Origin of the sequence: uncultured Anaerotruncus sp., from assembly GCF_902490045.1 — a bacterium.
Classification (GTDB): domain Bacteria; phylum Bacillota; class Clostridia; order Oscillospirales; family Ruminococcaceae; genus Anaerotruncus.
In genome coordinates, this window is sequence record NZ_CABUCJ010000002.1 from 20,164 (window position 1) to 41,733 (window position 21,570).

The 21,570-nt window shown below is 62.1% G+C and carries 16 protein-coding genes and 1 tRNA gene; 2 read left to right on the forward strand and 15 right to left on the reverse strand.

Going from position 1 to position 21,570, the window contains the following annotated elements:
• Positions 1-69 precede the first annotated feature (69 nt).
• The 13 genes from RDM88_RS00430 to RDM88_RS00490 all read right to left on the reverse strand — a co-directional run bounded on the left by RDM88_RS00430 (position 70) and on the right by RDM88_RS00490 (position 16,376).
• Positions 70-1,515, reverse strand: a complete 1,446-nt coding sequence (locus tag RDM88_RS00430) for a hypothetical protein (protein WP_308752087.1) — start codon at positions 1,513-1,515, stop codon at positions 70-72.
• Entirely contained in the window at positions 1,512-3,053 is a 1,542-nt protein-coding gene (locus RDM88_RS00435; protein WP_308752089.1) for an FGGY-family carbohydrate kinase, read from the reverse strand. The genes RDM88_RS00430 and RDM88_RS00435 overlap by 4 nt, the downstream gene beginning before the upstream one ends.
• A 25-nt stretch (positions 3,054-3,078) precedes the next feature.
• Positions 3,079-3,744: a class II aldolase/adducin family protein gene (locus RDM88_RS00440; protein WP_308752093.1), complete on the reverse strand. Its 666-nt coding sequence runs from the start codon at positions 3,742-3,744 to the stop codon at positions 3,079-3,081.
• A 12-nt stretch (positions 3,745-3,756) separates the two neighbouring features.
• Complete coding sequence (locus RDM88_RS00445; protein ID WP_308752095.1) at positions 3,757-4,371, reverse strand: dihydroxyacetone kinase subunit L; 615 nt, start codon at positions 4,369-4,371, stop codon at positions 3,757-3,759.
• Positions 4,372-4,382: 11 nt separating this feature from the next.
• Positions 4,383-5,381 (reverse strand): dihydroxyacetone kinase subunit DhaK, encoded by a 999-nt coding sequence (locus RDM88_RS00450; RefSeq protein WP_308752097.1) that lies wholly within the window; start codon positions 5,379-5,381, stop codon positions 4,383-4,385.
• A 25-nt stretch (positions 5,382-5,406) separates the two neighbouring features.
• Complete coding sequence (locus tag RDM88_RS00455; RefSeq protein WP_308752099.1) at positions 5,407-6,942, reverse strand: FGGY family carbohydrate kinase; 1,536 nt, start codon at positions 6,940-6,942, stop codon at positions 5,407-5,409.
• Positions 6,943-6,969: 27 nt separating this feature from the next.
• A complete protein-coding gene (locus RDM88_RS00460) occupies positions 6,970-7,794 on the reverse strand; it encodes a sugar phosphate isomerase/epimerase family protein (protein ID WP_308752101.1) in 825 nt (274 codons plus the stop codon).
• 39 nt (positions 7,795-7,833) lie between these two features.
• A complete protein-coding gene (locus RDM88_RS00465) occupies positions 7,834-8,784 on the reverse strand; it encodes an ABC transporter permease (protein ID WP_308752155.1) in 951 nt (316 codons plus the stop codon).
• A gap of 242 nt (positions 8,785-9,026) precedes the next feature.
• Positions 9,027-10,097, reverse strand: coding sequence for a sugar ABC transporter substrate-binding protein (locus RDM88_RS00470; protein WP_308752103.1), 1,071 nt, complete (start codon positions 10,095-10,097; stop codon positions 9,027-9,029).
• A gap of 60 nt (positions 10,098-10,157) precedes the next feature.
• Complete coding sequence (locus tag RDM88_RS00475; RefSeq protein WP_308752105.1) at positions 10,158-11,165, reverse strand: ABC transporter permease; 1,008 nt, start codon at positions 11,163-11,165, stop codon at positions 10,158-10,160.
• Complete coding sequence (locus tag RDM88_RS00480) at positions 11,149-12,654, reverse strand: sugar ABC transporter ATP-binding protein (protein WP_308752107.1); 1,506 nt, start codon at positions 12,652-12,654, stop codon at positions 11,149-11,151. The genes RDM88_RS00475 and RDM88_RS00480 overlap by 17 nt, the downstream gene beginning before the upstream one ends.
• A 633-nt stretch (positions 12,655-13,287) precedes the next feature.
• A complete protein-coding gene (locus tag RDM88_RS00485; RefSeq protein WP_308752109.1) occupies positions 13,288-14,748 on the reverse strand; it encodes a sodium/solute symporter in 1,461 nt (486 codons plus the stop codon).
• Between the two features lie 173 nt (positions 14,749-14,921).
• Positions 14,922-16,376 carry a sodium/proline symporter gene (locus tag RDM88_RS00490; RefSeq protein WP_308752111.1) on the reverse strand — a complete coding sequence of 485 codons (1,455 nt, stop codon included), beginning with the start codon at positions 16,374-16,376 and terminating at the stop codon, positions 14,922-14,924.
• Positions 16,377-16,883: 507 nt separating this feature from the next.
• On the opposite strand from RDM88_RS00490, the gene RDM88_RS00495 reads away from it, so the two are divergent.
• Positions 16,884-18,578, forward strand: coding sequence for a sensor histidine kinase (locus RDM88_RS00495; RefSeq protein ID WP_308752113.1), 1,695 nt, complete (start codon positions 16,884-16,886; stop codon positions 18,576-18,578).
• Positions 18,571-20,124: a response regulator gene (locus RDM88_RS00500; protein ID WP_308752115.1), complete on the forward strand. Its 1,554-nt coding sequence runs from the start codon at positions 18,571-18,573 to the stop codon at positions 20,122-20,124. Before RDM88_RS00495 ends, RDM88_RS00500 begins: the two co-directional genes overlap by 8 nt.
• Before the next feature lie 156 nt (positions 20,125-20,280).
• Here the strand turns inward: RDM88_RS00500 and RDM88_RS00505 are convergent.
• Both RDM88_RS00505 and RDM88_RS00510 read right to left on the reverse strand, forming a co-directional pair.
• Positions 20,281-20,357: transfer RNA gene (locus RDM88_RS00505), tRNA-Arg, on the reverse strand.
• Between the two features lie 109 nt (positions 20,358-20,466).
• Entirely contained in the window at positions 20,467-21,513 is a 1,047-nt protein-coding gene (locus RDM88_RS00510; RefSeq protein ID WP_308752117.1) for a G5 domain-containing protein, read from the reverse strand.
• Positions 21,514-21,570 lie beyond the last annotated feature (57 nt).

Sequence of the window (21,570 nt, forward strand, 5' to 3'; positions counted from 1 at the left end):
TCCTTTCAAAACGCGGCCGTATACGTCCTCCGCCCCGGCGGGAGGACGGGTCCCGCCGGGGCGGACGCGTCAGCGGTCGATGACCAGCCTGACGCCGTAGAAGCCACAGATATATTCCAGCTCCTTGGAAAAATCGCCGTAGACGATCGCGTAGTGGTGCCCGGTGGCGTTGCGCAGGAAGGAGTCCGGGTCCTCGAGCCTGATGCCGCAGCCCGGCCAGCGGGTGCCGCCCGCGAAGCTGTTGTTGGGGTCCTCCTCGTCGTTGTTCACACGCAGGCTGGTCTTGGCGACGGCCGCGTGGAAGCGCAGGGTGTCGTCGTTTCCGCCGAGGCGCAGCAGGGTGACGGTGCGGTCGCCCTCGAACTCGAATTCGATGCACGCGCCGCCCGAATCTCCGTTCAGGTAGGGCTTGGCGACCGCCTCGTCGGGGACGAGCGGCGGAATGGGCCACAGCCGGTAGCCCTGGCTGTTCGCCATGGACACGGGGCCGGAGCCGCAGTTGAAGAAGTTCATCACGCCGTTTTGCTCGTTGAGGCGGGAGATGTCCGCGAACATCACCGGGGCGTGGGCCAGCTTCTTGAGGATGTACATCGAGACGCCGGCGGGCACGTCCCCCTCGCAGGCCGCGATCGTGGACTCCTCCTCGTTGAGCAGGGCGGTGGCCAAGCAGGCGCCGTAGCTGTAGCCGTAACACTTGTTCACCAGCTCGGGCATGCACTTGGTGGCGAACATGTCCACGTCGTAGAGCTCCTGGAAGCGCTTATAGGCGAGATACAGGCGCATCTGGGAAAGGATGGCGTCCTCGTTGATCTTTTCGCCGTTCTCCAGCTTCCAGTTGACCCCGGCGCAGTTGTCGATGAACTGCCGCGCGAGCCGCTCGGCCTCCGCCTCGTCAATGTTTTCCAGCTCCTTGAAGATCTCGACGTGGTCGTATTGGGGGAAGTCGATGCCGAACACCTTTTTCCAGTTGAACTCGTTCACCTGCGTCTGGTACATCATCATGCACTTGCCGCCGATGAGCGCGATGTTCCTGCCCGCCATGTCGTTCTTGGTCCACGCGGCGCGCAGCGCCTTTTTGATGTCCGCGGCGCGCTGTGCGTCGTCGATTTTGCCGTACATGTAGACAAAGGGGAGCTTCATCTCCTCCATCACGTAGCGCAGCTGCACCGAAACGCCCAGGGAACCGTTGGCGATCTCGTCACAGAGCCCGTACATGACGCAGGGCTTGCCGCCCAGCGAGTTGACCGCGGTGGTCACCAGGGAGGTGTACATCCAGGAGCCGATGACGAAGAGGAACATGTCGCAGTTGGCCTTCTCCATCGCGGTGCAGGCCTTCATGATCTCGTCCATGTCGAAGAGCGGCTCGTCGGGAATCATGATTTCGATCTCCGGGTCCGCGCCGAAGGTGCGCCGGGCGACCTCGATGTAGTTCCGGATGTTCCCCTGGTACTGGTTTGTCTTTGCGATGGGCAGGATTCCCATCCTGGGCTTTGCGTTGCGGTTGAATTTACTCATACGGTGCCTCCTGGAATTTTGATGTGGTTAAATTCCTTCAATGAATCGTAGAGGTGCGTGTACTTCCGGTAGGCGGCTTCATAGGCCCCGGTCCACGCGGGATCCGGCCGGTAGACGCGGTCCACCTTCACGCAGGCGCGCACGGCCTGCTCGCAGGAGGAGTACGCCCCCATGCCGCACATGGCGAGCATCGCCGCGCCGAGGCAGGCGGCATCCTTTTCCCGCAGCGTGGAGACCGGGCGGTTCAGGATGTCCGCCTTGAGCTGCATCCACCGCGGCGACTTGGACGCGCCGCCCACCACCCGGATATCCTGGAAGCGAAAGCCCATATCCTCGTAGTAGAGCATGTTGATCTTGAACTCGTAGGTGAGCGAATCCATGATGGCCTTCACGACGTCGTGTCGGGTGCTGTCGATCGTGAGCCCCACGATCGCGCCCCGCGAATCGAGGTCGTTCCAGGGCGGCCCGCTGCCGATGAAATGCGGCAGCACCATCACATTGCTGGGGCCCTCGGGCGCGTGCGCGGTCATCACGTCGTAGACGTTCCGGCCGGTCCGCTGCGCCTCCTGCTCCTCGGCGAGGGAAAAATTGTTCTTGAACCATTTGAGCAGGAGCCCGCCCACCTGGGAGGAGGACATGAGGAAATAGCTTCCGGGGATGGTGTAGGTGTAGCAGGAAATGCTCGCCGCGAGCGCCCGCTCGTCGGTGATCTTTTTCCTGGACATCACGCCGATTCCCTCGATGGTGCCGTGTGAGTCCATGGCAATGCTCTCGTCGATGAGCCCGGCGCCCAGCGCGGCGCAGGTCTGGTCCTGCCCGCCCGCCACCAGCGCCACCGCCTCGGTAAGCCCCAGCTCCGCGGCGGCCTCCCGCGACAGATGCCCGACGACCCCGCCGGGCGCGGCGGTTTCACAGAGGAGGCTCCGGTCCAGCCCCGCCGCCCGCAGCAGCTCGTCCGACCAGCATTTTTTCTCGATGTCGAACGCCATGGTGCGGCCGGCCTGCGGGTGGTCGACCACCCCCTCCTCCGCGCCGAGGCGTTTCATGACGTACTCGGTGAAGGTGACGTATTTGTACGTCCGGGGGATCAGCTCCGGCTCGTGGCGGCGCATCCACAGGATCGTGGGCAGCGAGCCCATCGGGTGCGGCGGGAAGCCGGTGATGTCGTAGATCCGCTGCGCCGGGACCGCCCCGGTCAACATCTCCGTCTCCTCGGCGGCGCGGTAGTCCATGCCGAGGATCGCGTCCCGGAGGGGGCGGTAGTCCCCGTCCACCGGCATGACCTCCTCCCCCAGCACCGAGGTGCTGAGCGCGCGGACCTCCTCCGCCCGCATGCCCGCCGCCTTTGCCTGCGCGACCGATTCCTTCAGGACGCGCGTGACGGCCCGCCACATGACCGCGGGGCTCTGCTCCGCCCAGCCGGGGGCGCGGCAGATGATGTCAAATTCCTCGTAGCACCTGCCGAAGCAGGCGCCCGCCTCGTCGAATACGGCGGCCTTGCAGCCGGTCGTGCCGATATCCAAGCCGATATAATACATGGTGTTCCCCCCAAAACGGCGGTCGTTATTTCTTTGCCAGGATCGCCCGCACGCCCTCGATTTCCCGCGGGGTCATCTGGTAGGCGCCGCCCAGCGCGTCAGTCACGAGGATCGCCTGCCCGACGGCCTCGAGGCACTCGAGCTTGTAGCAGGCGTCCATCACGTCCACCGAGGAGAGGCAGAGCACGCCGTGGCCCTTGAGGATCAGCGCGCGCACGTCCGGGTTCTTCTTGATGCACTTGTGCACCACCTGGGGAACCTCGATCGTCGTGGGCACCGCAAAATCCGTGACCTCGATCCCGCCGATGTCCAGCATCGCCTCGGGCATGCAGAAGTCCTCGAAGGTGTAGTTGGACATGGCGAAGCCCGTCATGATGGGCGGGTGGCTGTGCACGATCGCGCGGATCTCCGGCATCGAGCGGTAGACCTCCAGATGCATCCGGATATCGGCGGCGGGCTTGAGGCCCTCCAGGAGGTTGCCCTCCATATCCACCAGGCTGATCTGCTCCTCGCTGATTTCGGATTTGCAGAAGCCCGAGGCGGTGAGCAGGATCCGGTCCTCCCCGATGCGCACGCTGTAGTTTCCGCCCTTTCCGACGAGGAGCCCCTTTTCGGCGAGGCGGGTGCCCACCTTGAGCATATCCTGCTTGGTCTGGCGCACGGCCTGCTGGTACATGAATTCTTCAAACATCGATATCACACCCTATTCCATATCTTTGATCGCTTCAAAAATCAGGGCCCCGACGACGGAGCCCCCGTCCAGGACGCCCAGGCTCTTTTCCCCGTAATAGGCGGCGCGGCCCCATACGGCCTTCATCTCCCGGGTTCCCTCGCTGCCGGCCCGCGCGGCCTGCGCGGCCTTTGCGAAAGCGGCCCGCGCGCCCTCCCCGGCATGGGCAGCCAGCGCCTCGACGCCGGGAGTCAGGGAGTCGAGGATGGTCTTTTCCCCCGGCTTGGAGCCGGCCTTGGCCATCACGTTTTCCAGCCCCGCGCGCATCGCTTCGGCGAGCCGCGCGGCGTCGCACGCCTCCATGCCCCGGAGGTTCCTCGCCATGCCCTTGAAAAAGAAGGCGAGGATGGTCCCCAGCGAGCTGGGCGCCGCCTCGTTGAAGTGGTCGCCGCACCGGTTGAGGCATTTTCCCAAATCCGTCTCCTGTGAATCGTGCAGGAAATCCGACACGGCGCGGAACCCGCCGCTCATCGAGATGCCGAGGTCGCCGTCGCCGTTCTGTTGGTCCAGGCTCACCAGGGCGTCCCTGTTTTCATCGATCCGCGCGGAGATCGCGTCGATCGCCCTGCAAAGGTCTTTCGTCGTCATAACGCCCTCCATCATTTGTTGGCATTGGTGTAAAAGGGGGTGGAAGCGGGCGCGCGGAGCAGCTCCTTGAGCTCCCCATCCAGCTTAAAGAGGGTGACGGAAAGCCCCGCCATCTCCATGGAGGTCGCGAACTCGCCCACATGGGGCATAAAAATTTTGACGCCCCGCTCCTCCAGGATCCGCGCCACCCGGCGGTAGACGATGAACAGCTCCTCCGCGGGCGTCCCGCCCAGGCCGTTCACCAGAACGGAGACCTCGTCCCCCGCCTCCAGCGGCAGGTCCGCGAGCAGCTTCTCCATGAGGATTTCGGAAATCCGGTCGGCGGTCATCATCTTTTCCACAGTGATGCCCTTCTCGCCGTGGATTCCCATGCCGATCTCGATCTCGTCGTCCGCGATCGCAAAGGTGGGACGGCCCGCCTCCGGCACGATGCAGGGGGTGAGCGCCACGCCCATCGTGCGGGTGTTGGCGACCGCCTTTTCGGCGACCGCCGCGACCTCGTCAAGGCTGCACATCCGGTCGGCCGCGGCGCCGGCGCATTTGTAGGCGTAAACGATCCCCGCCACGCCGCGCCGCTTTTCGGCGGTCTCCTTCGGGCTGGAGGCCACGTCGTCGCACGCCAGCACGCTGCGGCAGCGGATGTCGTCAAACTCGCAGTCCTCGATCGCCTGCTGGAAATTCATCTTGTCGCCGCCGTAGTTGCCGTAGAGGCAGAGGACGCCCGCGCCGGAGTCGACGGCGCGGATGGCGCTCGCCATCTTGGTATAGGCGGGCGAGGCGAAGACGTTGCCGACGGCGCAGGCGTCCACCATGCCGCTGCCCACATAGCCCAGGAAGAGCGGCAGGTGGCCCGCCGTCACAATCCCGACCTTCCCCTTTTTGGAGGGGTATCCGGAGACCAGCACCCGGCGGTCCCCGTCCAGGAAATGCACCCGGTCGCCGTAGGCGGCGACGATGCCCTCCATCGTCTCATCCACAAAATCAGCGGGTTGGTTGATGACTTTTTTCATAGGTATCTCCCTCCGAAACGAGTGGTCAATGGGTTTCGTCAAAGCGCTTGAGCGCCTGGAAAATTCCCTTCGACGCGGGATAGATCTGCGTGTAGATCGCGAACAGGTCGTCGTAGACCGCCTTTTTCGATGTGTCGGGCTCGAACGTGCGGTCGCTTCCGAAGGCGGCGAACCGCCCGGGCAGCGACGCGGGGTCCTCCCCGTGGCGGGAGGCCAGCACGGCCGCGCCCAGCGCGCCGCAGGAGGAATATTCCGGCACCCGGTGAACCGGGGTCTGGAAGAGGTCCGCGAAGATCTGGCACCAGAGGGTGTTGACCGCTCCGCCGCCGGAAATCCGGATGCATTTCATCGGCGCGCCCAGCTCGCGGAGCTGGAGGTACACCTCCCGCATCCCGAACGCCAGCCCCTCCAGCAGGGCCCGATAGAGGTGCCCCCGGGTGTGCGCCGGGGTGAGGCCCACTGTCACGCCCTTCGCGTAGGGATCGTCCACCGGGTTGCGCTGGCCGAGCAGCGAGGGGAAGAAGAGCAGCCCGTCGCACCCGGGACGCACCCGCGCGGCCTCCTCGTCCATCCGCCGGAACCCCTCTTCCGCGCCCTGCGCGGATTCGGCCGCATAGAGGCTTTCGCGCATCCAGTTGACCGAGGTGCCCACGCTCATAAGGCCGGTATAGGCCACCCACTGGTCCCGGATGGCGCTGGAATAGACCTGCAGCCGCGCGCCCTCATTGCGGGCGCAGACGCCCAGCGAGGTGGAGATGAGCCCTCCGGAGCCGAGAACGACGCTGTACACGCCCTCCTCCACGGCGCCGGAACCCACCGTCTGCATGATCGCGTCCCCCGCGCCGGCCACAACCACCGTGTCCGGACCCAGACCCAGCTCTGCGGCGATCTCCGGGAGGACGGCGCCGACCGCCTGGTCGGCGTGGAAGACCGGCGGAAGCACCTCCTCGGGCAGGCCGATCAGGTTGAGCAGCTCCCGGTTCCAGCGGTGGTTTTTCACGTCGTAGACGCCGAAGCCGCTGGCATCCGATTCGTCGGTCGCCGGAACGCCGGTCAACACGGTGCGCACGTAGTCCTTGGGATTCACAACCACCCGCGTCCTCGAAAAGAGCTCGGGCTCGTTCTCCCGCATCCAGAGGATTTTCCCCGCCGTGCAGGAGGGGACCATTTTGTTGTTGGTATAGGGCAGCAGGCCCTCCTTGCCGCCCACCTTGGCGTAGATTTCGTCGTTCTGCTTTTCGTTGCGGAAATCGACGCAGCTGAGGATGGGACGGAGCGGCTCCAGACGCTCATCCAGCGCCACGAGTCCGTGCATCTGCCCGGTGAGACCGATGGCCGCCGTATGGCAGTCCGGCCCGAGCGCCCGCACGAGCGCGCGGATGCAGTCCAGCCCGGCGTCGCGCAGCACCCGGGCGGACTGCTCGTAGCAGCCCAGCCCCGTGCAGACCAGGGTGTTGTCATACCGCACCGACCGGACGCCGAGCGTTTTCCCCTCCCCGTCGACCGCGATGGCCTTGCAGCCGGAGGAGCCGATGTCGACGCCGATATACGCCTCTTTCATATGCGCACCTCCGCTCCTGTTTCCGGGTCAGAAGCCCAGCGTGTCATGCGCGTAGGCCATGCTCTGCTTCACACATTCCTCTTCGTAGGCGACGGTCTCGGCATGGGTGTCGCGGCGGTTGATGTAGAGCTCGAGGAAGATGTTCCCGTCGTAGCCGTTCTGCTTCAGGATGTCCAGCATGAGCGGGAAATCCACGTAGCCCTGTCCGAGGGGGACGCCGGTGATCACGTCGCCGCGCGGGTCGAGGGAGACCACGTAGTCCTTGAAGTGGACGGTCTTCGCGTAGGGGGCGAGGGTGCGCACCGCCGTCTCGGTCGGGGTCGTGAAGCAGGTGGAGTTGCAGGTGTCGAGCGCGCAGCCGAAGAAGGGATCGTTCACGCCCTCGATGATCTTCTTGACCTCCTGGATGTCATTGAGCTTGCCGTTTTCGATCGCGACATGCACGCCGTACTCATGCGCCGTGGGCATCAGCGCACCGATCGTCTCGATGCCCTTTTGCACCTGCCGCTCCAGCCCGGCCGCGTCGGTATCCCGGTCCATGTCCCAGCCGATGCGCAGCACCTTGGAGCCGAGGAACCTGGAGACCTCGAGCATCCGCTTGAAATAGTTGAAATCCGTGCCGCGCGAGCCGGTCTCGATCGTCATGCCCTCCTTCACGATCCTGTCGCGGATGGCGGTGAGCTGTTCCTCGGTGAACTCGTGCAGGGAGATGTTGTTGCAGAGCAGGACCGCCTTCACGCCGTACGCGACGCAGCGGTCGATGAGCTGGTCCACCGTCATGGGGTTCTCCGGGCGGTAGTAGGGGCGGCCGACCGACCACCTGTATGCGAACGAGCCGATTCCGAATTTCATTGTTGATTACTCCTTTACCTTCTTAATAGCTTTTTGCGCTTATACTCTAAAACGCTTTCTCTCGATATAGCCGAGGAGCGTCATTGTAAACACGATTACGATTCCGTAGGCGAGCTGCTGGGTGGGCAGGCCGAAGCCCAGGAAGGTCATGGCGCTCATCAGGCACATGATGAACAGGATTCCGAACCCGGCCTGCACCATGTTGCCGTAGCCGCCGGACTGACTGATTCCGCCGATCGTGACCGCCGCCACCATCGGCATCAGCAGGTTTGCGCCGACATCGGGGTTTACGCCGCCGATGCACATGGGGATGAACATCGCCGCGATCCCGGCGAAGATGCCGGAGAGCAGGTAGACGATGATATAGATCCGGGAGACCGAAATGCCCGCGTGTTCGGCGCTTTTGGGGTTGCTGCCGGTCAGGATGACCTGCCTGCCGAACGTGGTCTTGCTCAGCACCACCGCCATCAGGATGAAGATGACGATGGGGATGATCGCCGCCATGGGGATGATGGTCTTCCCGATGTGGATACCCGTGAGGGTGGAGAGCCGGGAAAGCTCCCGGGGGCCGCCGGAGACGGTGTAGCCGTTTGTGAACACATAGCAGAGGCCCATTGCCAAAAGCTGGCTGGCCAGCGTGATGATAAAGGGCGCGATGTGGAATTTTGCCACCGCGATGCCGTTCAGAAGGCCGAACAGCGCGCCGATCGAGCAGGAGACCAGAAGGCCGAGCAGGATGATGAGCCAGGGGTTCATATCCGGGTTCGCGTCGGAGAGCAGGGACATGGTTTTGGTGGAGACCACCGCGGAAAAACCCGTCACATATCCGATGCTCAGGTCAATTCCCGAGTTGCCGGAAAGGAACACGAATACCAGGCCGATGGCGCCGATGATGTAGTAGGAATACGAGGTGAGCATGGAGATGATGTTCGCCACCGAGAAAAAATTGCGATTCAGGAAGCCCATCACAACGCAGACCACGATCAGCATGTACACAACCGGCAAATCCAAGGAAAACTTCTTGAAGCCGTTCCAGAACCGATTCTTATTTCCCAATGTCGAATTGCTTTTGAACTTTGTATCCATATGATTGACCTCTCATCGAAGCGTTCTTGGGTTGTGCGAGCTTCCCTCGGGGGGCGGCGGGCCTGCCGCGGACAAGCCGGCGGCAAACCCGCCGCGCCTTTGGGCGGAAGGTTTACGGGGTTGTGCGTTTTGCGGACACGGGGAGCTTATCCCAGCATGTCGGCATACTTGACGGTCCAGATTTCGTCGGACTTCGCCTCGAGCTCGTCGGGGCCGACGCCGAAGGTGGGCATATAGAAGGTGTCGCTCTCGAGGGTCTCGCCGTTGGCGAGCTTGACGGCCGCGTCGTAGATCGCGCCGCCGGCGGTGTCGGCCGGGATGACAAAGATCTTGTCGGTAAAGCCCTCTTCCATGTAGGCGACTGCGGGAGGCTCGCCGGAGAGCGAGGTGTAGTAGACATGGCCTTCCTCGCCGCGTTTAATCTTGAGGCCGGCCTCTTCCAGCGCCTGGTAGCAGGAGCCGTCCATGTGCGCGGAGACGTTGGCTACCGCCCAGGGGGAATAGACCTGCAGCGCGTTCTGCATGTTGGTGAGCGCCTTGTCGACGTCCCAGTCGGTCATGATCTCAACAACCTTGAGGTTGGTGTGGCCGGAGGCGGCGATCGTCTCCTGGAAGCCCTCGCGGCGGGCAATGCCGTTGGGGTCCGCGAGGGAGCCGACCGTCAGGAAGATCGTGTGCTCCTCGCCGTCGTCCACGGAGATGAGGTATTCCGCCAGCTGCTTGGCGTCGCTGTAGGAATCGTACATCGCGGTGAAGAAGACGTTCTCGTGCTCCACCTTGCGGTCGTAGTTGATAACTGGGACGCCCGCCGCCTGCGCGTAGTCATAAGCGGTGAGGATGGCGTCCTGGTCGATGGCGCAGCAGACGATGACGTCGACGCCCTGGTCGATCAGGGATTTGAACTGGGTGTACTGGGTGGTGGTGTCGTCATCGGCGCACAGCTCGATGATCTCCACGTTGCCGGCGGCCTCTGCCGCGCTGTAAAGACCCATCAGCTCCACCTTGCGGAAAACGGTGGTGGCGGTGTCGGTGGAAACGCCGATCTTGATGGTTTTGCCCGCGTCCTCGCTGGGGGCGGGAGCGGCGTCGTCCGCCGCGCCGGGGGCGGTGCTTTCGGGAGCCGGGGTGTTCGCGGGCGCCTCGGGCGCGGAGCTGCCGCAGGCGGCGAGCGCGAGGGTCATTGCGAGCGCCAGGAACAGTGCGATTGCCTTTCTCATTACTTGTCCTCCTAGATTTTTGTTATTTTCTGCACGGCAGAGCCGTGCCGGGTACCAATGCTATTGGATCTGCAGGAAGCGTGCGCGCCGTTCCCTGACGACGCTTGCGTTGTTGCGCATCGTGGTCGCGGTGTCGATCGCGATGGCGCAGAGCATCATCACCGCGCGCGCGAAGACCTGGTAGTAGCTGGAGATGTCCAGCATCGTCATGGCGTTTTCGATCAGGTAGAGGAAGACGCATCCGAGTGCGGACCCCACGATGGAGGATTTTCCGCCGCTCATCTTGGTGCCGCCCAGAACGACGGCGGTGATGACGGTGAACTCGTAGCCCATGCAGGAGTTGGGAGCGATCGACCCGATGCGCCCGGCGTAGACGATGCCGCCCAGCGCGGCGCAGACGCCGCAGATGACATAGGCGCCGATCCGGATGCGGGTGACGTTCAGGCCGGAGAAGACGGCCGAGTTCTTGCTGCCGCCGACCGCCAGCACATACCGGCCGAACCGCGTGAAGCGCAGCGCGAGGATGCCGATGACGGTCATGATGATCATCAGGACCGTGGGGGTGGGGACCATCTGGAACAGCTTGGAGTTCCCGATCACCCGCAGCGGTGCGTCCACGAACTTCTGGGAGTTGTCGAGCAGCAGGTAGGCCGCGCCCCGCAGGATGGACATGGTCGCCAGCGTGGCGATCATGTCGGGGAAGTTGAGCACGCTCGCCATAAAGCCGTTGAGCAGGCCGATCAGGCACCCGACGACCAGCACGATCAAAAAGATCGTCCACACGGGGAAGATGCCGTAGGAATTCAGCCGGTACATCAGCGCCATGGTAAACAGCGCGTTCATGCCCACTGAAATGTCGATACCGCCGGTGGAGATGACGAAGGTCATGCCGATGGCCATGATCCCGAAGAGGCTGCACTGGCAGAGGATGTTCATGATGTTGGTCGCCTGCAGGAAGGCCGGCTGCGACACGGCCAGGATCAAAAAGAGCAGGATGTTGCCGATCAGAGCGGCCGCCCACTGCTCGCTCATAAATCTTTTCAGCGGGCTGTTATGCGTTTTCACCATGATTACCCCCTACCGACGATTCGTCTTCCTGTTGCGAGGACGCGATCGACAGAATCCGGCGCACGTCGAAATCCTCGCGCATCAGTTCGGAGACCATCCGGCCGCGCCGCATCACGATGATCCTGTGCGCCATGGAGACCAGCTCGTTCAGGTCGGAAGAGACCAGGATCACGGCCGTGCCCGTTTTGGCAAGCTCCACGATGTATTCGCCGATCTCCGCCCTCGAGCCCACGTCCACGCCCCGGGTGGGGTCGTCGAACATGCAGACCTTCGGGGAATGGCTCAGCCACCGGCCGACGATGATCTTCTGCTGGTTGCCGCCGCTGAGCTCGGTGATGTATGCCTCAATGCCGGGACAGGCGATGCGGAAGCGGTCGATGACCTTCTGCGCGTTCTCCTTTTCCTTGCGGAAGCCGAAAAACTTCACCCTGCGGCTGACAAAATGGCCGATCTGGGCGGCGGTGATGTTCTCCTTCAGGTCGCGCCGCGGGAAGATGCCGCAGTTTTTGCGGTCCTCCGGGATCATCACCATGCCCTTTTTAATCAGTTCCTGCGTGTTCCATTTGTTGAAGGTCTCGCCCATGAACTCGATCGTGCCCCCGCATTTGCGCAGGCCGAAGATCGATTCCATCAGTTCGGTGCGCCCCGCGCCGATGAGCCCCGCCACGCCGAGAATCTCGCCCTTATGTACCTCGAAATGGATGTCCGTGAAGCTCTCCGACTCGAGCCCGCTCACGCGCAGCGCGACCTCCGGGCCCGGCTCCCCGAGGTGGAAGGCGGTCCCCTCCAGCGAATGGCCCACCATGTGTTCCTCGATCTCGTGCTTAGTGACCTCCGTCACCGGCGCGTCGCAGACCTTTTCGGAGTTGCGCAGCACCACGACCTTGTCGCAGACGGCGAACACCTCGTCCAGGAAATGCGTGATGAAGATCATGCCGATGCGCTGTTTTTTCAGCGTTCGCATCACTTCGAACAGCCGTTCGCGCTCTGGCGCCGTCAGGGACGCGGTGGGCTCGTCGAGAATCAACACGCGGGGATTGAGCCGGATCGCCTTGGCGATCTCGATCAGCTGCTGCTCGCCGGGGCCCAGGGTCCCGACGATCGCGTCCGGGTCGAGCTGGATATTCATGATGCCCATGTACTTGAGCGCTTCCTCGCGGCACTTCTTCCAGTTGACCAAAGACTTCTTTCCGGGGAAGTCCTCGATGCAGATGTTTTCGGCGACGGTGAGGTTCAAAAACAGGCTCAGCTCCTGATGCACCGCGGCGATCGGCAGCTTGCCCATCTTGATCTCCTTCATCTCCCTGCCGTCGAAGGTGATGGATCCCTCCGTGGGCTCCAGCAGGCCGACCAGCATGTTTTTAAAGGTGGATTTGCCCGCGCCGTTTTCCCCCAGCAGGGCGGTGATTTCGCCTTCGCAGACAACAAAGTCAACCCCGGAAACGACCTTTTTGTTCGCGAACGCCTTTGTGAGATTTTTTGTTTCCAAAATCACAGTGCTCATAAGATACCTCACCTGTTTATTGTTATAAAGCTGCCGTAACCCCGCGGCAGCAACCGTTACCTCCCGGGCGTCCGCGGCGCTGCGTTGTGCGGCCGTCGTCAATCTTTTTCGGCAAAAATACGTTTTTAATAAGGCAAAATATAATTCATAATATTTTATATATTTGTGAAATAAATTTTGATCGGTCTATCGGCGTATTATCTGAAAAATTACGTGGTTTACACGAAAACTTCACACAATTCGCGTTGTTTTCTTTGTAAAATTGCAAATATGAACAGAGTCAAGCGGTTCTTTTCAAAAATTTATTTAATAATTTTTCTTTAAATTATGTAATCTTTTACTTGATTATTATACTTTTTATCAACAATGTCAATACCAAAAATGAATATTTCTTTTAATTCGTTTCAGCTCACCAAATCTGTCGGCGTTTCTTTGTAAAATGTGACACACTTTTTCCCCCGGCCGCTCATATTCGCGCATCCGGCCTCCCCCGCCGCAGACAGAAAGGCCCCGGGCCTTTTCCCCTGATTTCGCTCGATCTTTTTTAGCTTCTGCCGCTCCAGCTCTTCAATGATTTTTCGGCCTGTTGGGCGAAGAGTTGTTTAAGGCGGGGGCTTCCTACGCGCGGGACCGCCCCGCCGTCCTCCCGGGGAAGAATTTCTCCAAGGTCTCTTCCGAGGTCCCGGGCGTCAGCAGCGTCACGGCGATCGTCGCCGGTACGGAAACGAGCAGGGCCATCTGAATGTGGTAGATTCCGAAGGGGTTCCCCAGAATATTCCATACGGTAAACACAAAGGCGGAGGTCAGCATCGCGGTGACCGCGCCCGCCTTGTTGAACCGCCTCCAGTAGAGGCCGAGAAAAAACACCCACGAAAAGGAGAGTCCCATCGCGCCCCACGCGGGGTACATCAGCAGCGCCAGATACTGGGGCGGATTGAGCCCCCAGAACACGCAGATCACGCCGATGACCGCCACCGTGGCCCTTGCGATCCGAACGCGGTTTTTCTCGGAGAGCTTCATGCGGAAGGTCTTGTCCAGGATGTCGTTTTCCACGGTGGACGCGCACTGGATCAGCAGGGAATCCACCGTGGACATCACAGCGGCGGAAAGCGCCGCCAGGCAGATCCCCGCCGGGAAGGGGGTGAGCAGCAGCTCGATCATGTAGTATACCACATTGTCGGGCGAATCGATTTCGGGAAAGAGCACCCGCCCATAGAGGCCGAGCAGCACAATGAACACCTCCAGGAAGACCACCACCGAAATGGTGATGGTGAAGCCCCGCCGGAAGGCGCCGCTGTTGCGCATCGAATAGAAGCCGCGGATATAGTTCGGCGCGCCCAGCGCACCGAAAAAGGTCAGCAGCAAAAAAGCGGTCAGCATCATCGGCGTAACCGCGGATTCCGCTACCGGCCACGAGCCGCTTCCAGCGGGATTGAGCTCCATATACCGGGCCGCCGGGGAGCCGCCCACCCTGGCGACGGCGGCGATGAGCAGCGTCACGATCCCGATCACCATCAAAAAGCCCTGCACCACATCGGTATAGATGACCGCCAGATAACCGCCGAAAGCGACATAGAGGAAGACGATCACCCCGAAGCAGATGACCGAGGCCTCATAGGAAAACCCCGTGACGACGTTAAAGAGGATGCCGATCGCCTTGAACTGGGAGACGAGCAGCGGAACAGAGAAGACGATGAGGATCACCGAGGCCAGCAGCCGCGCCGGGCGGCTCTCGAACCGGGCCTCCACGAAATCGGGAATCGTGACCAGGTCCATCTCCCGGGAGCATTTCATCAGCTTCCGCCCGAGCAGCCACCAGCAGAGGAAGGTAGCGACGGTGACGGCGCTGGCCGCATAGATGAAAAAAATCCCCCACTGCCAGGTCTGGGAGGTCCAGCCGACCAGCGCGCCCGCGCTGACCAGGCTGGTCATGTAGACGAGCGCCACAAAGAAGCCGCTTACCCTGCGCCCCGCCACATAGTAATCGGCAATGTCCTTCGTCCTGCGCTCCCCCAGGATTCCCAGCGCAAACATGCCGACGAAATAGATCATAATGACCGCCTGCACGATCCAGTGCATCCGGAGCCCCCCTTCCCTTGCCGGGCGGGCCCGCGCCCGTCCCCGCCCTCTATTCTCCTATCTTTTCCTCCGATTGTCAATTCCGGCCGCGCACACCTCAACGCATGAAATCCCCAGCCTTTCAGATGGGGATTCCATACGTTTTGTTGAGGAGGCAGGCTGCCGAGCAAATGTCAGCCTTCCTTGGCCGCGGGTGGGAAGAAACGCTCCAGCGTTTCCGAAGAGGTGGGTTTTGTGGCGTAGGTCGCGATCAGCGTGACCGCCACCATAAAGATCAGGCCGATCTGGATAGGCTGCAGACCGAGCGGCGCCCAGCCTGTCGCGGAGGCAAGCAGGAAGGAGCCCGCGCCGAAGCCCATGCCGCAGCAGACGCCGGAGGCGTTCAGGCGCTTCCAATAGAGCCCGCCGTAGAAGGCCAGCGCGAAGGAAAGCCCCAGAATGCCCCACGCGGGGTACATCAGCAGCGCCAGCATCTCGGGCGGGTAGAGGCCCCAGACGATCGAGACGACGCCGATGACCAGGACGGTGACCCGCGCGACGGTCATGCGCTGCTTCTCGGTAAGATTTCTTTTGAAGGTATGTACCAAAATGTCGTTTTCCACGGTGGAGGCGCACATGAGCAGCAGGCCGTCCATGGTGGACATCATGGCGGCGGCGAGGGCGGAAAGCACCAGTCCGGCCACGACGGGAGGCAGGAGCGTATCGATCATATGGAAGACGGTTTCGTCGGCCGCCGCCAGATCGGGGAAGAGCACCCTGCCGCACAGGCCGATAACGATGATGCAGACTTCGATCACACAGACAATGCTGATGATGATCGTAAAGCCGCGCTTCTGCTCCCGGCCGCTTTTGAGCGAGTAGAACCCCTTGATATAGTTGGGCGCGCCCAGAGCGCCGAAGAAGTTCTGCATCAGCAGGGCAATGAACGCCGTGGGCGTCAGCGCGGAGGCCATGGTGGGCCAGGAGATGGCGCCGGCGGGATTGGCCGCCGCGTACTGTGCGCCCAGGTTTCCCCCGATGGCGCTCATCGCGGCGACGACCAGCGCGATGATGCCGAAGAGCATCAGGCCGCCCTGGCAGGCGTCGGTATAGACGACGGCGAAGTAGCCGCCGAACGCGACATAGACGAATACGATGACGCCGAAGAGGATGACGGCCGCTTGGTAGCTGATTCCGGTGACCATGTTCAGCAGCAGGCCCGCGGCCTTGAACTGGGAAACCATGAGCGGCACGGTAAAGATGAGCAGGATGAGGCTGGAGATCAGGCGCGCCTTCTTGCTCTCGAAGCGGGCCTCAAGGAAGTCCGGGACCGTCATAAGGTCCAGCTTTTTGGAAAGGCGCATCACCTTCCCGGAGAGCAGGCGCCAGCAGAGGTAGGTGGCCACGGTAACGGCGCACCCCGCAAAGATGAACCATACGCCATAGCTGGAGGCCTGTCCGGTCCAGCCGACCAGCGCGCCCGCGCTCACCAGGCTGGACATGTACACGAGGGCGACGATGATGCCGCCCAGCCCGCGGCCCGCTACATAGTAGTCGGAAACGTTCTTAGTCTTTCTGTTCGCCGCCACGCCGATAATGAACATCGCCGCAAAGTAGGCGATCAGGATCCCCAAAACAGTCCATTTCATGTTACATTACCTCGATCCCTCAATTAGTCGTCGTCGGTGATCTTGTTCCTGCCGATCAGCATCAGCACGAATATGATCGCCTGAATTGCGATTGCGACCCAAAAACCGAATGGCATAAAATGACCTCCTTTGACCGCTGTCTACAATCGGTTCTCTACCCTTTAAAAGTGGGGGACGCCGGCCCTCCCCCCGCTTCAAAAGCCGTTTTGTTTTTCAGTCCCATTATAGTCCCCCTCCGACCGTTTGAAAATGTCCATTCCTGTGTAACATGCTTACAATTCTTTCTGATTTTCAGCGGGCATTGGCGCCTAGGCTGAAAAAATAATCCAATTTAGCCCAATCATAATACAAAACCGACCGATTTGCGTTCGCCCTCCGCCCATCCGCCGGGAAAGGGGACGTTTTATCCGCCTGTGCCGGCATTTTTCCGGTATTTCCCGCATTTTTCGCCCCTTTTGAAATTTGAAAACAAGTAAAGTATAATAGGGCCATGGGGGTGTGGAAACGATGAAGGAGATCGATACCAAAACGCTGGTCCGCAGGATGTCGGTGAAAAATCGCATCACGCTGATGGTCATCCTCATCTCTGTCTTTCCCATCCTGGTCATCAGCGTCTATTCCTACACCAGGGCCTATCTCTCGGTGGAGAGCACCGCGAAGGCATACGCCCCGCAGGCCCTCCGCTCGGCAAGCCGGGACATCTGCGCCGCGGTGCAGGCGGAGGCGCTCTTCCTGCCCGAATTTCTCGCCATGCCGGACGGTCTGCCGCGATTCCCCGAAACGGGCGCGCGTGACGCCGCAGGGGCGGCCGTTTTCCAGCCGGGCGTCCGCCGGTACGTCAAGGCGGTCCGGATCACCTCGGCCGCGGGGGAGCCGCTCTATGAATGGGGCGCCTGCCCTCCCGAATGGGAGGATCCCGCGCGCGGGACGGCGCGCTGGGAACTCCTCCCGGACGGGCAGGGCTCCTCGATCGCGCTGCGCCATCCCCTGACGGGGGCGGACGGAACGCCGGCGGGCTTCGCGCGGATCCTCTTTTCTCCCGAACTGCTCACCGCGCCGCTCCAGCTGTCCCAGAGCGACTCCTACAATCGCTTCGTCCTGATCGACCGGGCGGGCGGGACGCTCATCGGCGACTCCTCCAGGCTTTCGGTCCTCGAGAAGGCCGCCGTGGCCGAAGTCTGTTCCGCTCCCCGCAGCGCGGTCCCCATGTACGTGGAAAAGGGGCGCGGGAACTTCACCTATCACATGCAGGTGCCGTCCATCGACTGGACGCTGGTGCTCACCGCGCCCTACACCGAGATGATGAAGCCGATCCAGGGCATCTTTTTCGCAACCCTGCTCTGCACCATCCTGCTCCTCAACTTCTCCGTAGTGGTCATCGACAGCATCGACCGGCCCATGAACGCGCTGGTGCGCTCCTTCGGCAACGCCGCTAGAATGAATTTCGAGGTGGAATTGCAGGATGAGAGCCTCGACGAGCTGGGAGTTCTGAGCGTCGCCTACAACGACATCTGCCAGCAGATGAAGGAGACGCTGCGCAAGGTGGAAAAGGAACAGAACGACAAGCGCGTTGCGGAGATCCGGATGCTCCAGGCCCAGATCAACCCGCACTTTTTGTTCAACACCCTCGACAGCCTGCGCTTCGCCTCCCTCATGAGCAACGTGCCGACGGTGAGCAACGGGCTGGCGGCCCTCTCCCACATCCTCCGGGGCTCGATCCTGCGGGACGGCTCCTACATCGCCTTTGAACAGGAGGTGCAGAATGTGGAGGACTATCTGACCCTGCAAAAGCTCCGTTCCTGCGAGCTCATCCGGCTGCACCGGGAGATCGAGCCGGAGCTCCTGCGGGCCAGCATCATGAAGCTGCTCCTGCAGCCGATCGTGGAAAACGCCGTCATCCACGGCCTGCGTGAAAACCAGCCGCTCGACATCGTCCTGCGCGCCCGGCTCAGGGAGGGGCGCGTCCATGTGGAAATCTCCGACAACGGCAGGGGGTTCGACCCGGAGCGGGTCCCGAAATCCGAAGACGGCCTTCCCCGAAGCAGCAAGAAATCCGGCATCGGCCTTTCGAACGTGCGGGACCGCCTCTACCTCGCCTACAAGGAAAACCAGTCCTTCGGGATCGAAAGCGCGCCCGGCAGGGGAACGACCGTCCGTATCACAATGCCCTATGCCCTATGGGAGGAACCGTCGGATGTATAAAGTCATGATCCTTGACGACGAAAAGATCGTGCGGCTGGCGCTGAAAACCATGATCCGCTGGGAGGATTTCGGTTTTGAGATCACCGGCTCCTTCGGCAGCGCCCACGCGGCGCTGGAGGCCGCGCGGGCGGACCCGCCAGACCTCATCATAACCGATATCGCCATGCCCGACATGGACGGCCTGCGGTTTATCGGACAGCTCCGCGGCAGCGGGATCGCCTGCCAGATCATCGTGCTGACCAACCACGAAAATTTTTCCTACGCCGTGGACGCGATCCGCCAGGGCGTCATGGACTACGTCATCAAAACGGATATCTCCCCCGAATCCCTCGCCGCCCTGATAAAAACCGCGCGGGACAAAATCGCGGAGCGCCCGCGCACGTCCCCCGACCACCCGGATAAAGGCGGCCGGCGGGAGGAGGACCTCGCGCTGCTGCGCCGGGCGCTGGAGGAGGAGATCCCGGCCCGGGCGCTTTCGGAGCCCTATTCCCTCTGCCTCGCCTTTCTGGACCGCCCCGCAGCGGGACAGGCCGCCGGCATGGAAACCGGCTTTTACAATCTGCTCTGCGAAAACCTCGGCAGGCCGGACGGGACCCTGCTGCCATGCGGCCCGGACCAGACGGCCGTGCTCCTTTCCACGCGGGAGGAAGCGGATTTTTTACCGGACGCCGCGCTGCAGTGCCAGAGGATCCACGCGTTTTCCAAGGCCTATCTCAACGTCCCCTGCGGCTTTCTCCTCTCCGGGAGTTTCGTGGACCCGGCCTCCTTTTTGCGGGAGCTGGAACAATGCCGGCAATCGATCCCCCATGCCGTCTTCAGCGGGCTGGGGCGGCTGACCCGGCTGGCGGATATCCGGCGGCTCTCGGCCGCGCCGCTGCCCGTTTCCGCCCTGTGCGGACAGATTTCGGCCTCCCTGGACGGGGACGATTTCCCGGCCGCCAAGGAGGTCTTCTTTTCCTTCCTCTCCGGGCCGGACCTGCGCGCCGCCGCGCTCGGTCCCGCCCGGGAGGCCGTCCGCGGCGTCTGCCTCTCCGTCCTGCTGGAGCAGTCCCCCTTTTTGGCGCCGGAGGAACGCCGCGCCCTGTGGGAGCAACTGCGCCAATGCCGGACATTGGACGCATTCCGGTCCCACTTCATCGATACGGTCCATCTGACCGCGCAGCGCAGGACCCGGCTGAAGGCCTTTTCCAGCAACGACAGGGTGGCCCCCATCATCTCCTTCATCGACCGAAACATCTCCCGGCATATCTCCCTCTCGATGATCAGCCAGAATATCCACATGACGGAAAATTACATCAGCCGGCTCTTCAAGGCCGAGACCGGCATCAATATCGTCAGCTACATCAACGCGGCAAAAATGGCGCAGGGGCGCCTGCTTCTCGCGGAACCGCAGAGCACCGTGCAGTCGGTTGCCGCCGCGCTCGGCTACTTTGAGACCTCCTATTTTATCCGGCTCTTTAAACGCATCTACGGCGTCGGTCCCAGCGAATACAAAAGGTTCTTGAAAACGCGGGCGGCGGATACGCTGCTCGGCCCGCCGCAGTAGCGGCGCGGCCGCGCGGGAAACGGCAAAGGGCCGGCAGGATTTGCCTTCCTGCGGAAAATGCGGGCGTTGGCCGGGTTGATTCCTCATTTTCGGGGAGGCGGCAAAAACAAACAGAGCGGGTTTGCATCACGCAAACCCGCTCTGTCCGCCATTTTATGGTGCGCCAGAAGGGACTCGAACCCCCGACCTACTGGTTCGTAGCCAGTCACTCTATCCAGCTGAGCTACTGGCGCACACCGACTGTAATCAGCCTTACTATAATACTATGTTTGGAAGGTTTCGTCAAGTCTTTTTTCAAAAATTGTGATCGCGGCCGCACCCGCGGGGGTGCGGCCGCGATCCTTAATCGAGCACGTAGATATCCACGATCTTGCGCCCGTTGAGGGCGCTCTCCGCATAGGTGTCGTAGAAGAGGTCGACGTCGACGATGTCGGCGAGCAGGCCGGTGCCCGTGTCGGCGGCGATCGCACAGCCGTAGATGAACTTGTTGTCGTGCGAGACGATATACAGCCGGGACCCGTAGGGAATCTCGCGCGGGTCGACGGCGACATGCCCCGGCACCGCGTACCGCCCGCTGGCGGTCTTGGCCCCCTGCCGCGCGCTGTAGCCGGTGGCGACCTGGTTGGTCAGCAGCCGGGCGTACTCCACCGGGCGGCCGTCCTCGTCCACATTGAGGTCAAAGTCGAGCGGGGAAACGGGGGTCAGCGATCCGATGAGGATCGTCTCGGTGACGGGCGCGAGGGCGACCTTCTCGCCGAGCAGCTGCACGTCCTCTTCCGCGCCGTCGACCGTCCGCTGGACATAGGTCAGCGTCTTGACGCCGTCCACGCCGGGCTGGATCGTCCGGCTGTTGCCCACCCGCAGGAGCGGGGAGTTCTTCCGCACCGTCTCATAGGGGATCGCCTCGTCGACGGTGTATTTTTCATATTCCACCCGCTGGAGGACGACCTCGTCCCCATTCTCGAGCGATTTCTCGGCGGGCGGGTCCAGCAGGTCGTTGCCGTCATATTCGATCCCGTTGTCATGGAGCAGCTCGCTGACGGTCGTGCCGCTGTCCACCTCGTATTCCTGAGTTTCGCCGTCCGCAGTGAGAGTGACGCGGAAGGATTTCGTCGTGTCCACCTGGACGTAATGCCCCGATATCTCCCCCAGCCCCGGATCGCCGGCCGCCAGGGCGCCCAGGCCGACGCTCTGCAAAATCCGGTCGGGGCGGTTTTCCATCGTATGGCTCACCGTGCGGCCGTCCTCGTCGATGACGTAGACGGTGTTGGTCGTGCTCGTGATCTGGTAGACCACGAGCGCCAGCACGAGAGAGAGCATACTGACTGCAAAGATCCGGCTGCGCAGGAACCTGCCCAGCGCGCGGACCTCGCTCCAAAGTTTTTTCATAACTACTCCTTCTTGCTCGCCGGCCGGGGGAAAACCAAATCGGCCGGTACGCATTGG